This window comes from Methanosphaera sp. ISO3-F5 (assembly GCF_034480035.2).
GTDB lineage: Archaea > Methanobacteriota > Methanobacteria > Methanobacteriales > Methanobacteriaceae > Methanosphaera.
This window is the reverse complement of sequence record NZ_CP118753.2, coordinates 153,861-168,710: the sequence shown is the minus strand read 5'-3', so window position 1 is coordinate 168,710 and position 14,850 is coordinate 153,861. Positions and strand designations below refer to the sequence as shown.

11 protein-coding genes are annotated in these 14,850 nt (G+C 29.1%); 2 read left to right on the top strand and 9 right to left on the bottom strand.

All coding sequences use genetic code 11. The features are described from left to right. Positions 1 to 75 precede the first annotated feature (75 nt). Together PXD04_RS12510 and PXD04_RS12505 are read right to left on the bottom strand one after the other, a co-directional pair. The gene (locus PXD04_RS12510) at positions 76 to 1,419 is read right to left on the bottom strand and encodes an exonuclease domain-containing protein (RefSeq protein ID WP_323737208.1); all 1,344 of its coding nucleotides are present in this window, start codon (positions 1,417 to 1,419) and stop codon (positions 76 to 78) included. A gap of 53 nt (positions 1,420 to 1,472) precedes the next feature. Further along, positions 1,473 to 1,775 carry a hypothetical protein gene (locus PXD04_RS12505; protein WP_323737207.1) on the bottom strand — a complete coding sequence of 101 codons (303 nt, stop codon included), beginning with the start codon at positions 1,773 to 1,775 and terminating at the stop codon, positions 1,473 to 1,475. Positions 1,776 to 1,948: 173 nt separating this feature from the next. Here PXD04_RS12505 and PXD04_RS12500 point away from each other — a divergent pair, with 173 nt between their 5' ends. Both PXD04_RS12500 and PXD04_RS12495 read left to right on the top strand, forming a co-directional pair. Next, positions 1,949 to 2,272 (top strand): hypothetical protein, encoded by a 324-nt coding sequence (locus PXD04_RS12500; protein WP_323737206.1) that lies wholly within the window; start codon positions 1,949 to 1,951, stop codon positions 2,270 to 2,272. Positions 2,273 to 2,281: 9 nt separating this feature from the next. After that, positions 2,282 to 2,614 (top strand): hypothetical protein, encoded by a 333-nt coding sequence (locus PXD04_RS12495; RefSeq protein WP_323737205.1) that lies wholly within the window; start codon positions 2,282 to 2,284, stop codon positions 2,612 to 2,614. 48 nt (positions 2,615 to 2,662) lie between these two features. Here the strand turns inward: PXD04_RS12495 and aspS are convergent, their stop codons facing one another. The 7 genes from aspS to hdrB all read right to left on the bottom strand — a co-directional run bounded on the left by aspS (position 2,663) and on the right by hdrB (position 14,834). Next, the gene (gene aspS, locus PXD04_RS12490; RefSeq protein ID WP_323737204.1) at positions 2,663 to 3,982 is read right to left on the bottom strand and encodes an aspartate--tRNA(Asn) ligase; all 1,320 of its coding nucleotides are present in this window, start codon (positions 3,980 to 3,982) and stop codon (positions 2,663 to 2,665) included. 122 nt (positions 3,983 to 4,104) lie between these two features. Continuing rightward, positions 4,105 to 5,328, bottom strand: a complete 1,224-nt coding sequence (gene hisD / locus PXD04_RS12485; RefSeq protein ID WP_323737426.1) for a histidinol dehydrogenase — start codon at positions 5,326 to 5,328, stop codon at positions 4,105 to 4,107. 199 nt (positions 5,329 to 5,527) lie between these two features. Next, positions 5,528 to 7,135: a thermosome subunit alpha gene (gene thsA / locus PXD04_RS12480; RefSeq protein ID WP_323737203.1), complete on the bottom strand. Its 1,608-nt coding sequence runs from the start codon at positions 7,133 to 7,135 to the stop codon at positions 5,528 to 5,530. A 274-nt stretch (positions 7,136 to 7,409) separates the two neighbouring features. After that, positions 7,410 to 8,780 carry a 2,3-diphosphoglycerate synthetase gene (locus tag PXD04_RS12475; protein ID WP_323737202.1) on the bottom strand — a complete coding sequence of 457 codons (1,371 nt, stop codon included), beginning with the start codon at positions 8,778 to 8,780 and terminating at the stop codon, positions 7,410 to 7,412. A 548-nt stretch (positions 8,781 to 9,328) separates the two neighbouring features. Further along, positions 9,329 to 11,521: an ATP-dependent helicase gene (locus PXD04_RS12470; RefSeq protein ID WP_323737201.1), complete on the bottom strand. Its 2,193-nt coding sequence runs from the start codon at positions 11,519 to 11,521 to the stop codon at positions 9,329 to 9,331. 36 nt (positions 11,522 to 11,557) lie between these two features. After that, entirely contained in the window at positions 11,558 to 13,873 is a 2,316-nt protein-coding gene (locus tag PXD04_RS12465) for an FAD-dependent oxidoreductase (protein WP_323737200.1), read from the bottom strand. Then, on the bottom strand, positions 13,857 to 14,834 hold the full coding sequence (hdrB, locus tag PXD04_RS12460) for a ferredoxin:CoB-CoM heterodisulfide reductase subunit HdrB (RefSeq protein WP_323737425.1): 978 nt from the start codon (positions 14,832 to 14,834) through the stop codon (positions 13,857 to 13,859). The genes PXD04_RS12465 and hdrB overlap by 17 nt, the downstream gene beginning before the upstream one ends. Positions 14,835 to 14,850: the final 16 nt, after the last annotated feature.

The window sequence follows — 14,850 nt, the reverse complement described above, 5'->3', positions numbered from 1 at the left end:
TCTTTTTATTAGGATAAACCGTACATTCTAGATAAACAGGCCAGATAAATGAAAATTTGAATGTTACTATAAAAGTTAAATGTTTTTTAAGTTATTAAATAAATTTTTTTCACTTATTATCTTTATTTTTCCGCCTTGATCCTGTAATTTTTGTGCTTTGACTATTTTTCCTCCCATGTTACCATATTTCCATGCAGGACTTCCTAAATCTCCTACAAACAAATAATCCACCTTGTTAGATATTGATGATTTGTATGTGCATCCATATTTTTCTAATATTTTTATAATATCTTCTTTGTTTCCATAGTTGAATTCGCCTGATAAGGAGAAGTTTTTACTTTTTAATTCAAAAGTTTCATTTGTATTTTTGATTGGTGTTATTAAGTCTTTAAATGTATCTGCTAATTTTTCTTGTTGATTAAAATCAATTACTGCTTTTGTTAAAATTGTTTCTGTTATAATAAGTATTTTATCGTAAGGGTAAGTTCCTTTTAATGAATTATTTCGGAGTAACCATTCTTTTAAATGTGTTAATTCTTCTATTGTTACCTTATTATCTGCGGTTATAGTTTTAATTATTCCTTGTAATACTTGGTTTTTAAGTGTTTTCTTTGAATAAATACTTGATATTGGTACAAAATCTACTATGTTTACTAATTCTTTTTTATCTGATCCTTCAATATATCCTTTTTCTATTATTGTTTTAAGTACTAAACTTATTTTATGAAATATAAGGTATTGGTTGTATTTTTTGTTATTGATATACCATTCTTCAAATAAAGCAAATTGGGGTTCTGTTATATATTCTTCAAAAAGTATTACTCTAATCATACCATAAAGATTATTTATATTTGTGGATAGTTTAGGATCATATTTTTCATGTACTTTTGGAACAAAATGATAATGGTTTACCTGTTTAGAAGATATTTGGTTTTGTTTATTAATGTATTCGAATAATTCTTGAGCTGCTCTTGCATCTTCTATTGCTATATGTGGATTATATTTGATATGTAATTCTTTGGCTATGTTTTCGAGTTTATATGAGGATAGTTTTAAGTTTTTTCTAGATAAAGATAATGTACATATATAATCAAAATCAGGAATAGGTATATTGTATCTTTGTAATGATTTAGAAAGTACTCTTAAATCATAGATTACATTATGTCCAATTACTATGTTATTTATTAGTAAATTTTTTATTTTTGGCCAGTAATCTGGTAGTGTAGGACTTTTTTTTACTCTTTGAGGTGTTATTTTAGTTATATCAATGTTTATTCTGTCAAATGTGTCTTCTGGGTTGATTAATGAGTATTCTTTCTTTATAATTTGATTGTTTTTAACTAGTATAATTCCTATTGCACATATAGAGTTTTGTCTAAAATTTGGATTTTCTATATCTAGTACTGCATAATTTTTCAAAGATATGACCTTCAAGTAATTAAAAAATGCTAAAAAAAGTTTTATTAATGAAATTATAAATCATTTAGGGTTTCTAATGAAGATTTATTCATTTCTTCTGCTATTTTGTATAAATCTTCTGCTTCTTCCTCTTTTGAATAGTATACTTTGTCATTTTGAGGATTATAATAAGGATAATTTTCTCTGATGTATACTGTTATCCCTTTGTATGTTGTTTCTATGTAATCTCCGGCTTCATCTATTTGGTAAATCTTTCTTGTATCTCCAGAGCTTTCCTTGGAAGACAAGTTATGGACAGATGTGCCGTTTATTGTATTATTAAAATTCTTAATAATACTATTTATTCTTGATTTCATTTGAGTCCCTTCTTAAAAAAAAATAATAATCAAACCTAAATATATTTAATAATATTTTGTAATTATAAATATATATTTATTGTGATTAAATCATACAAAAGATAATAAAGTTATTACAAGCTTAATTTATTAACTAAAAAAAATAAAACATATAATAGATATAAGGTGATAAAATGAAAGAAACATATGAATATACCATCGAAGACCAAGAAAATAATCAATATAATATCAAATGCAAAGTTGAATACAATACAAATAATGAATATGACACTAACTATTATTTTTATGATGGTAGCAAATGGTTAAAAGATTTTATAGACCTGCACAAATTATCACCAGATAATGAAGAAGAAACAAAAGAATTTGAAGACTTTATAACAAGAGTACATGATTACATGGTTCACGGAAACATATGGCAAGACATTAAAGAAATAAAAGATAACGAAGAAGAAACAAAAGAATCCTATAAACTAGTAATCAAATCAAAAAAAATATGAGGAATAATATTGTCAACAAATAAAGAGATTCAATGTACTGTTCTCGATGGAAAATACGAAGAAGATGATTTTCAGGTATTGATAAAACTAATAATCATAAAACCAGATGACTTCAGAATGCTTGGTTGGGACGGATTAGACTGGACTACTTATGGATTAAATAGAGTGTATACTGATAAAACTAGCCAACATGAATATGACGAATTTATTAAACGATTAAAACAATTAGAAAAAAATAGAATACTTTATGAAATTGCTGAAGAAATAGATGAAGATCAAACATACTACTTTGAAAAAGAAAGGATATACCTTTACATTGAATCAAAAGAAAAAATTGAATAAGAAGTTAATAATCTCCCAAATATACCTTTTTTGAAAAGAAATAGAAGATTATGGAGTTAGTCGTCTTCTATCTCTAGGGAATAGTACTGTTTCCCTAATGTTTTTTGCACCGGTTAAAACCATTGTTAACCTGTCTGCACCCATACCCCAACCAGAATGTGGTGGCATACCATATTTGAATGCTTGTAAATATTTTTCGAATGAATCAGGATTTAAATCTTTAGCTTCAATTTGACTGTATAATAAATCATAGTCATGTATACGTTGAGAACCACTTGATAATTCTAAATCTCTGTACATTAAGTCGAAAGCAGTACTTTTTTCAGGATTGTCACTTTTTGGCATTACATAAAATGGTTTTATTGCTGTTGGCCATTCTGTTATGAAGTAGTAACTGCCCATTGTTTCTCCAAGAACTTTTTCTGCTGCTCTGTTTAAGTCTTCCCCATATTCCATTTCAACATCTTGACTGTTTACTATGTCAATTACTTCTTCATATGGAACTACTGGGAATGCACCTGAAGGAACATCTAATTCATGTCCTAAATCTTCTAATTCTGGAGCACATTTTTCTTGTAGATTGTTTAATATGTTTTTAATTAAATTTTCTAATAAATCCATTACATCTTCTTGACTTCTGAAAGACATTTCTGCATCTATAGATAATGCTTCGTTCAAGTGTCTTAATGTATCATGTTCTTCTGCTCTGAAGATTTGTCCTATTTCAAATACATTGTCTAATCCTGTTGCCATCATCATTTGTTTATATAATTGAGGACTTTGTCCAAGGAATGCTTCTTTTTCAAAGTATGTGATTGGGAATAATTCTGTTCCACCTTCTGTTGCAGATGCTACTAGTTTAGGTGTTGTTATTTCTGTGAAGTCATTGTCATAGAAATAGTTACGTACTGTGTGTAACATTTCATTTTTGATTTTGAATATTGCACTTACATCATGTTTTCTTAAATCCATGAAACGTGCATCTAATCTAGTATCCATTTCTGCATCTACTTTTTCTGTAGTGTCTAATGGTAATGGTAATTGAGATACATTGATTATATCTATGTTTGATGGAATTAATTCAACACCATTTGGTGCTTTTCCAGATTCTTGTACTGTACCTGTTACTGTGATGATTGTTTCTTTTCTTGCAGCTCTTACATCTGCCATCATTTCTTCAGATAATTTTTTACTTGGTGCTGTTAGTTGTGTGATTCCTTTTTTGTCTCTTATTAATACAAATACTATTCCACCAAGATCTCTTATTTCATGTACCCATCCTGTTACTTTAACTGTTTCTCCAGCTAATTCTGGGGAAATTTCTGATGAATAATGAGTTCTTTTACATTTTTCAAATATGTCTGTCACTTTTTCACCTGTATAAATTATTATATGATTGGATAAAAATTATTTACAATAATATATAATTATGTTTTTTATGAATGTTAAGTTTTTGTTTAAAAAATAAAATAAAAAAAGAGATGTGAAATTTATTCAACATCCTCTGCCCTTTTTTTAATAGATAATGCATGAGCAAATAAACCTTCTGCTTCTGCTAGGTTAATTACCATGTCTTTAATATTTTTAACTCCTTCTGGAGATAATTCTTGTATTGTTGGTTTTTTAATGAATGATTCTGCTGATAAACCAGAGTACATTCTTGCGCCTCCACTAGTTGGAAGTACATGGTTTGTTCCTGAACCATAATCTCCACCAGCTACTGGTGTTAAATTTCCTAAGAATATTGAACCTGCATTATGTATTGATTCTAATGTTTTATAATGATCTTTGGTTACAATAACTAAATGTTCTGGAGCATAAGTATTAGTGAAGTTTATTGCTTGTTTAATATCATCAGCAACTAATATATGACAATATTTAGATAATGATTCTTTTATTATTTCTTTTCTTTCTTGTACTTCAAGATATTTTTCCACATATTTAACTGTTTCTTCTGCTACTTCCTGTGAAGTAGATACTAGTATTGTTGCTGCATTAGGATCATGTTCTGCTTGTGATAGAATTTCTGTAGCAATATATGAGGGATTTGCTGTTTCATCTATTAAAGCAAGCATTTCGGATGGTCCTGCCGGAAATTCTATATCTACTGTTCCATATACTAATTTTTTAGCTGTTGCGACAAATATGTTTCCAGGTCCTACTATTTTATCCACTGAAGGTATTGTTTCTGTTGAATATGCCATTGCTGCTATAGCTTGAGCTCCTCCAACTTTGTAGATATGTGTTGCTCCTGCAATGTATGCTGCAGCTAATATTTCATCGCTTATATTACCTTCTTTATCTGGAGGTGTACAACATATAATTTCTTTAACTCCTGCAATTTTTGCTGGAATTACTGTCATTAGGATTGATGATGGGTATGCTGCTCTTCCTCCAGGAATGTAACAACCTACTCTGTTTAATGGTCGTATTATTTGACCTGCTTTTACTCCTTCTTTTACTTCCATTGTCCAATCAGATGGTATTTGTGCTTTATGGAATTTACTTATGTTGTCCCTTGCATCTTCTAATGCTTTTCTTAATTTTGGACTTATTTTGTTTATACTTTCTTCAATTGTTTTTTCTGGTACTTTTAGTTCTTTGATATCTGCTTTATCGAATTTTAGTGTGTAATCATGCAATGCTTTATCTTTATTTGTTTTAACATTATTGATAATTTCTTGAACTGGTTGTAGTACTTCTGTTGAATCCATTTCAATACGTTCGGAATATTTTGAAAAGTCTTCTGTTTTTAATTTTTTTATTTCTAGCAATTTAATCCTCCAACAATACTGATTATAGTAATATATCTATTTAATATTATTAAAAATTATTATTATATTTTTTAAATAGTAAATAATGTATAAAAATAGTTTTAAAGAAGTTTAATAAGATAAAAATGAATTTATCTTATTATAAGTATGGGTTAGGTGTTCCAGGCATGTCTCCTCCTACAGGAGTTTCTGGTCGTGATGCTACTACGTCATCAATACGTAGTACTTCTGCTGCAATTTCAGTACATGAATCCATCATTGATTTTTTGGCGCTTTGTGAATCAAGGATTTTATCTTCTGTCATGTCTGTAATTTCACGTTTTATTACATTTACACCCATATTTGTTGATTTTTCTTGAGCTGCAGTTAATTCAGTTAATACATCAATTGTATCCATTCCTGCATTTTTTGCTAAAGCTAATGGTATTTGTTCTAATGCTTCAGCATATGCTTTGATTACTAATTGTTGTTTATCTGTGAAAGATTCTGCATATTTTCTTAATGCTTTTGCTACTGCCATATCAGAAGCTCCTCCTCCAGGGAGTGCTTTATTGTTTTTGATTGTTTGTGTTACAGCACCAATTGCATCTTCTATTGCTCTTTCTAGTAAATCTGTGATGTGTTTTGTACTTCCTCTTACGATTATATTTAGAGTACCTGCATTTTTACAGTCTTCTACGAATATGTATTCTCTGTCTTCGTATACTTCTCGTTCATATACGTGTCCTGCTTCTCCAATGTCATCACTAGTGAGTTCACGTATATTGTTAACTATATTTGCTCCGGTAGCTTTTGCTAATCTTTCAAGGTCGCCAGATTTTACTCTTTTTGCTGCCATGATTCCATGTTTTGTTAGGAAGTGTTGTCCAAGATCACTGATTTTTTTATTGTTGAATAAAACATTTGCTCCTGATTCAACTATTTTTTGTACTTCTTCTTCTAACATTTCCTCTTCTTTATCAAGGTATGCTTGATATTCTCCAGGTGTTGTTAGTTTGATTTTTGCACTGTTTTGTAGTTCTCTTGCATCAATAGGATATTGGAGTAAACAGATTTTTGCATTTTTTATGTCATGTGGCATTTCTGGTTCTAGAACTTCTTTATCAACAGTTACTGATTCTGTTATTTCTGTATTTGCTGTTCCTTTACCATGGATTTTTCTGATTTTTATCATGTCTTTATCTATTGCATCTTTTTCGATTAAGTCCATTAATACTGTGACTAATTTGGATGCCATTGAATCAAGATTTGTGAATGATCCTTTTCCTGACATTGAAGTTCTTGCAATGTTAATTAGTTCTTCTTTACTAACATCAATTGCTATATCATCTAATACTTCTAATGCTTTGTTTTTTGCTGCTTCGAAACCTTTAACTATTGTTGATATAGGTATTCCTTGGTCAATTAATTTTTCTGCTTGTTTTAATAATTCTCCAACTATTACTACTACTGTTGTTGTTCCATCACCATAGTCTTCTTCCTGTGTTTTTGATAAGTCTACTATCATTTTTGCAGCAGGATGATCTGGTTCAGTTTCTTTTAAAACTGTGTAACCGTCATTGGTTATTTTTACGTCACCAATAGTGTTTACTAACATTTTGTCCATTCCTCTTGGACCTAATGTTGTAATTAATACGTTGGATAATAGTTTTGCAGCCATTATATTATTTCTTGTTGCTTGACTTCCAACTGTCCTTGTTGAACCATCAGCGAGAACTATTAATGGTTGTTGGGTATTTTGTACCATATTAATTATCCTCCAATTTAGATATTATTTTTTTAAATTTCATTATTTTTATAGACTGATTTGATATTTAATGAATAATTATCTAAAACCGTGTTTCTAGACTGATGTAAAAAAATTGATAATTAATAAAATATGTTATTATGAAAATAACTTCAAAATGTTAAATTTCCAACTATATTATAATATATTTCTACTTTATAATAAAGGTATTGATTATTAAGGTGTTTGAACTTATATAAATACTTTATGGTAAAAATTTTTAAAAAAAATAAGATTAACTGTTAAAATCATTAACAGCTCTATGAACAATATTCATTATTGCATTATCCAAATCATAATCATCATTAATTGGAATAGGTATGTTATCACAGTATACCACTTCTAAACCTTTATTTAATGCAACTTTTGTAGCAACATCTATGGCTGCTGCTTTTATTTCTGTCAACATTATATCAACATTATCTATATTCTTATCAATATCTTCCTGTAAAAGAGGCCTATTAGATAAATTAGATGATATTGCAACAACATTACAATCGAAATTATCTTCAAGATATTCTTTTAACAAATGTTGTACTGATTCAGGAGCAGTTGTTGCAAACAATACATTCTTATTTTTGATAGATTCAACAGGATAAGGCCTGAAAATTGTAGGAATAATTTCTGCATCCGGATTAATATTCTTAATTTCTTCCATTAAGTTATCTAATTTTTCTTTAGAACAAATTTGTTCATCACACATAGTTATAATTATTAAATCAGCTAATTTAATTCTAAACGGCCCAAAATATTCTGTTATTGTTTCAATAGGTTGATTAGCTCCCACTAATACTATATTTTTATCTGTTTTAATTGGAGGAATTGCTGACCCACTTCCTTCTATTGCAATTAAATTAGTGTTTAAATCATTTGTTAACTTTGCTCCATCAACCATATTTGTTATGTAAACTTGTCCAACCATACCTCCAGCACAACGTCTGCAACCAACTGTTAAAACCCTACTTAATAATGCATCTTCCCAATGATCAGAAGCAGCGTGTTTTCCCATATCCGATTGTTCCATAAGATATTGAGGTGTTAATTTTATTTCATCCCCATGAACAACTTCTGGAACTTCCGGACCGCCTCGTCCCATAGCAACAATACATGGATCATACTTATCTTCAGTATTTATCAATCTAGCAGTATATGCACTGACTGCAGTTTTTCCAATTCTTTTACCTGTCCCTAATATTTTATATGAAGGATTTTCAAGTACATCATATTCTTTTAATGGTTTAAACTCAAAATCAGGACCTTTATATGGTACATTATGTTGCAATACCACTGTTGCGATTTTAAATCTTTTTGAATAATTAACTACTGGTTCATCCGATAAATCAAAGACATAATCCACATCATAATCAATTATAGCTTGTTCAATTAAGTCATATGGAATTTTTTTATGATCTTGTCCAAATATTACTGGTTTATTAAATATTTCAGATATTGTTTCAACATTATTGTCTCTAAGCTTTTCTGTTCCACCTATAAATAATAATAATTTAACATCATATCCTTTTGACTCTATCTTATCTACTGCAGATTTTGTTACTGGAAAATAATGTTCACCATCCACTAAACATAGAACTTTATTTTGTGCCATAGTCCACCTCTCACATATTTTTTACACTTGAAATATATGTCTGAAATTATGAAAAATTAATACTGAAGTCATATAGTTCAATCGTTTTATATTACTAGTATATGTTTTATTTATTATGATTTTTTTCATATCATTCTCTCAAATTTCGGAGTATATCTATTTTCGGATTTTAGTATTTAATACAACATGTTATAACATGTGAATTTAAAGCATTCTGAAAAAAACAAAAAATATATATTAAAGATTTTAAAGATAATTATATATACTATTTCATAATGAATTAATTCTCATTTTGAAAATTAAGGACAAATAAAGATAACAACTATTTCATAGTTTATTATAAGATGTTCAAAATATTTTGACATAAAACTATAAGGGAGGGATTATTATGGCAAAAGTCAAAGGAACAAACAGAAGAACCAGACCTAAATCTGGATACAAAAAACAAGGAAACAAAAAAGGAAGAGGAGTAAAAGAAAAAAGATACCGAGGATAAGTATCTTAAATTCTTTCTTTTTATTAACCACCCAAAAAAAAATGTACTAATTTTAAATACTGAATAAATTATCTAAAGAATCCCAATGCCATACTTTATCACGAGTCCATCCTGTAGCTATATTAGGTATTTCAATTTTATCCTGAAAATCGCCCTTATATCCATAACGCATACTATTTAATCCAACAAGTATTAATATTGATTTTGCGCGAGTATATGCTACAAAATATTTTCTAATTAAATCATTAAACGCTTTATCTAATCCACTAATATTATCTTCTTCGTTAGTTATTTTAAGATATTTTTCTAAGTTGTATGTTATTCCACCATTTTTAGGAAATCTTTTAAAAGCCATTCCAGGATTATTATTAACAATATCCGAACCTACATCAACAATTACAACATCAAATTCTAAACCTTTTGATTGATGAATTGACATTATATTAATATTTTCTTCCAGACTAACATCAAACATATCATCATCTATTTCAATAGCACCCGAAGCTATTGGAACAAGTATATGCCAAAATACTTGATTAACTGATAAAAATCCATCATTATTAATTGCATTGTTTGTTTGAGAAATTGTTTCCATGATAATATCATGATAAATTACATTTTCATTAGATTCTTCTAATAAAATGGAACATTCCTCATGTATATCTTCAAGCAACATGTTTAGATTAATTTCATCATAATATGTTGGTAACTTCTTATTCACTGTTTCAATGTATTCTTGAGCATATTTTCTCCATGTTTTTAGTGAATTTTTTGTATGTGGTGGAAGATTATCTAATTGTTTTTCAGTAGTTGAATTTGGATCTATGCTTAATAGGATTAAACCACATATCAATGATACAATATCTGTTGTTTCAATACTTTGACCTCGTGGATTAAATACCCCTATATTTTCATCTTTATATGATAAAGTTTCTCTTATATAAAAGGGTAATCGTTTTTTATTGAATGCACTTATTTCTTTTGGTGAATTAAGAAGTACTGCTATAGATGGGTTGGTATTTTTTGTTGAAATATTATACTTTATACCATTTCTATCCACAATATAATCATTCCCCAATTTTAAATCATAAATCAAATTAGATAAATCCGTGGACAATTCTTCAATATTATTTCTAAACATTCCCATAATAGGAAGACCATTCTCAGTGGTATTGCTTGTAGAAATATATGGTTTATTAGTAGTACGTGACATCTGATACTTATCATCCAAATGAATAAAATCATTAGTAAAATCAATTACCGCCTTAGTAGACCTGTAATTAACTTCTAAAAAGATTGTTTTAGGACTTACATTTAATTTTGAGGAAATTCTTTTAACATAATTCGTGAATAATGATATTGTAGCTCCCCTAAAACGGTACAAGGATTGATCATCATCCCCCACAACAGTAATATTACCATTATTCTTTTTAACATATTCTGTAATTTTAAAATATATGCCCTCTTGCAACAGATTAGTGTCCTGATATTCATCAATAAGTAGTACTGAAATATTATTTAATCTTTCAATAGTATTAGTAGAAAGAATTTCATAAAATTTGTTCTCAAGCATTGCATAATCCATAACATTTCTTGACTCTAACTGATTAATATAATCCTCCAAAATATCATACAATATTTGTTCACGACCAGCATTTCTTCGAAGTAAGTCAAAATCCAATAAATCATAATAAATTCGTTCTTTAATAGTTTGAATTAAATTATTAATTTCAGAAGTACTGACACCACCCATATTACCCCTTAAATTTTTTGTAAATTGCTTTAATTTCTTATCATTATTACGTTCATCAGTTAGTAAATTTTGCATCATTATAGCAGATGCTGTAAAATTATCTATAACTTCAACATCAACATAATCTGAGATTAATTCTTCAGCAATACTATCTAAAGTGCCTATAAGAAAATTATTTAAATTCAAAGATTCATCAATATTTAATTGTTTACATAAAAGATAATGCCAATTAACAATTCTTTCTTTAATTTCTTTAGCTGCCTTTTTAGTAAAAGTAGTTACAATAATATTTTCAAAATTTAAACCATCAACAAAGACATACTTCAAAATCTTTAAAACAAGAACAGTAGTCTTACCACTACCCGGACCAGCAACAATATATTGATCTTCATCCAATGAAGATAATATTGCTTCTTTCTGATTTAAATTATCTTCTACAGTAATACCTAATACATTTTCAATAAGTTCAATATATTTTTCTTCAGAAATCATAAAATACATCCCCAAAAAAATAGAAAAGTTAGGAATTTAATTACTTAAAACTCTTAACTCATCATCAAATTCCTTAAATTGATTCGCTAATCCACGGAAATATGGAATAAATACGCTGTGTATTAATAATCTTTCAGGATTAATCCCATCTTCTTCCAAATGTCTTTTCATAATATTAATATTTTCACGTATTTCATCATGTTTTGGAGTATCTGGATATTCACCAAGAAAAACACCGCTAGCCCCATGAGTTAAAGCATATTTAATATGCCTATATTTAACACGATTAATAAATGGCACATTAATAATTCTTATACTTGGTGGACAATCCACCCTATTAATACCCATATTATTTGCAGATACATTACCAATATCATCTAAAAATGCTATGATTATCTGTTCATCTTCATCCTTATCCTTTAATATACCTTTAATGCTTGCTTCTAATTTTTCATCACTTTGTCCACGTATTGTTATAGCCTCTTGAGGACATGTTACTATACAATCACCACAACCAGTACATGATATTGGACCAACCCTAATAGAATTATTATCCAGAGTTAATGCTTGATAGCGACAATTATCAATACATTTTTCACATAAAATGCATTTTTTAACATTGATTGTTGCAATAAATGGATCTACCTCTAATCCACCATTAACTAGTTCAGATATTTTTGTAGCAGCAGTATTTGCTTGAATTATACTGTCCGTGATATCTTTTGGACCTTGAGCTGTTCCACAAACAAATATTCCTTCTATATCTGTTGATACTGGTTGCATTTTAGGATGTTTTTCTTTAATAAAATAATCTTCTGTCAAGGGTACACCTAAAGTCTTTGCAGCATTTATTGTACCTTCTGATGATTCTAATGCTGCTGATAATACCACCAAATCTGTTGGTATTTCCTGTTTATTACGTGTTAGAGTATCTTCTATACGCACTATCAAATGATCTTCTTCCCTTGCTATTTCACCAGGTCTTCCCCTGATAAATTGTATTCCATTATCCTGTACATACTTATAATATTTTTCATATACTCCCGGTGTTCGTACATCAGTATAACAGATAATTATCTCAGTATCTGGATAATGAGAACGTATTAAATTAGCATTTTTAAGAGCTACCATACAACATACTTTAGAACAATATTTATGTCCTCCGGGCATCTGATCTCTTGAACCTACACATTGAATCATGACAATTCTTCGTGGTATTTTACCTGTTGAGGGTACTTTAAGATGTCCATTAGTAGGTCCATTTACCCCCATTAATCTTGCTAATTGCATTTGACTTAAAACATCCTCATAGAATGGATGACCATATTCTGGACGTTTACTTGTATCGAAACGCTGATGTCCTGTGGCTATAACTACTGAACCAACAGTTAATGCTATAATTTCATCAATAACATCAAGATTAATTGCGTTTGTAGGACAAACTTCTATACATGCCCCGCATTTAATGCATGATTTATCATCAAGTGTATATGTACTTGGAACTGCTTGTGGAAATGGTTTATAAATTGATTTACGTTGATTTAAACCTTCATTCCATTCATCAGGAGTTAATGTTGGACATATTGACGTACATTTTCCACAACTAGTACATTTATCCGTATCCACATATTCCGGTTTTTTACGTAAACGAACATCAAAATTTCCAGAGTTCCTAGTTGATTTTTCAAGAACCGTATTTGTTAATAGAGTTATATTCTCATTATGAACCATCTCATCAATTACCGGATTTAATAGACAAGCAGCACAATCTTCAGACATTTTATCCGGAGTGAAAACTTTACCCACTTGAATCATTGCTCCTCCAACTGCAGGTCTTTCCTCTATTAATGTTACTTCCATTCCTTGTTTTGCTAAAGAATTAGCTGCAGTTATTCCTGATATACCTGCACCAATAACTAAAACACTTTTTTTTACATTGGTCGGTATTTTTTTTAGAGGTTCGTTAAATTTAACTGATTCAATACCTGAATTAATTAGGGATAATGCCTTTTTTGTTGCTTCTTCCTTGTTATATGTAACCCATGAACATTGTTCCCTTACATTTGGCATTTCAAACAGATATGGATTTAAAGGTTTTATATATTTTTGAAAAGTTGCACCATGTGTTATCTTAGAACATGCTGATATAACTACCCTATCCAAATCTTGACGTAAAATTTGATCTTTGATAATGTTTCTTCCTTCAAGAGAACATAAATTTTCATGATGCTTTATTATGACTACTTCCCCATTTTCTGATAATTTTTCTTCAATTTGGTTCAAATCTACATTATCAGATATGTTACCACCACAGTGACATAAGAATACTCCTATTTTATTTGTTTCTGACATGCAAAGTATCCTCCCTAGAATCATAATCTATTCCTAATTTATCAAGTAATGGTTCTACATTTACTGTATGAGTTTGGATACCCAATATCTTATATGGATCTGCACCCATATACAATGCAACTAGTTGAGCAATGTTCAATACAGCAAAATAATGTTTATCTCCAGTTTTTTCTTCCAATACTTGTTCATAACGATCAAATTGTAAATGACAATTAGGGCACATTACTAATAACAAATCAACATTTTCTTTGTGTAAACTTTCAAATTTATCTACAGTTGCATCTAATGATAATTCCCTATTTGCATATCTTTGTCTAAATCCACCACCACAATGGCGTGGTTTCTGATCATACCATCCTATTGTTGGAGCATCCATTACTTCACATATTTTATCTATTACTTCAGGATTTCTATAACCACATAATGTATCTTCATGATGTATCTTACAGTAATGACAACCATGATGCGTTGCTATATTTAAACCAGAAATATCTCTTTTTTTATTTTCTGGTATTTTATCCCTTAAATAATACAAAACATCCACTACATGGGTAATATCATCACTTGGATTAATATCTCCTTTAGTATATTGAAATTCTTCAAGCCCGTTTTCTTGGAATGCCCTGTTAATATGTTCTCTTACTTCATCTTTTTCGTTTAATGTTTTTGCTGCAGTTTTTAAGATGGCATAACAAGTTGCACACATTGGCACATACTGTTTATGATTATTTTTTATTGCTAAACTGAAATTTCTTGCAGCTAATGCTGTTGTGGATAATTCATCAAATATATCATAGTAATGTCCTAAACCAGTACAACATGACTGATTTCTATCAATAACATATTCCACTCCTAACTTATCAAAAACATATTTAGTTGAAGCTTCTATTCCAGGATATTCTGCAGATACAAGACAACTTCTAAATAGTGTGATATTTTCTGTAGGTATGAATTTTTTTATATCTTCCATCATTATA

Bases quoted from the DNA above. Each gene is read 5' to 3' on its own strand.
- PXD04_RS12505 (WP_323737207.1), bottom strand. From the start codon at position 1,775: ATGAAATCAAGAATAAATAGTATTATTAAGAATTTTAATAATACAATA.
- PXD04_RS12500 (WP_323737206.1), top strand. From the start codon at position 1,949: ATGAAAGAAACATATGAATATACCATCGAAGACCAAGAAAATAATCAA.
- hisD (WP_323737426.1), bottom strand. From the start codon at position 5,328: ATGGATTCAACAGAAGTACTACAACCAGTTCAAGAAATTATCAATAAT.
- thsA (WP_323737203.1), bottom strand. From the start codon at position 7,135: ATGGTACAAAATACCCAACAACCATTAATAGTTCTCGCTGATGGTTCA.
- PXD04_RS12475 (WP_323737202.1), bottom strand. From the start codon at position 8,780: ATGGCACAAAATAAAGTTCTATGTTTAGTGGATGGTGAACATTATTTT.
- PXD04_RS12470 (WP_323737201.1), bottom strand. From the start codon at position 11,521: ATGATTTCTGAAGAAAAATATATTGAACTTATTGAAAATGTATTAGGT.
- PXD04_RS12465 (WP_323737200.1), bottom strand. From the start codon at position 13,873: ATGTCAGAAACAAATAAAATAGGAGTATTCTTATGTCACTGTGGTGGT.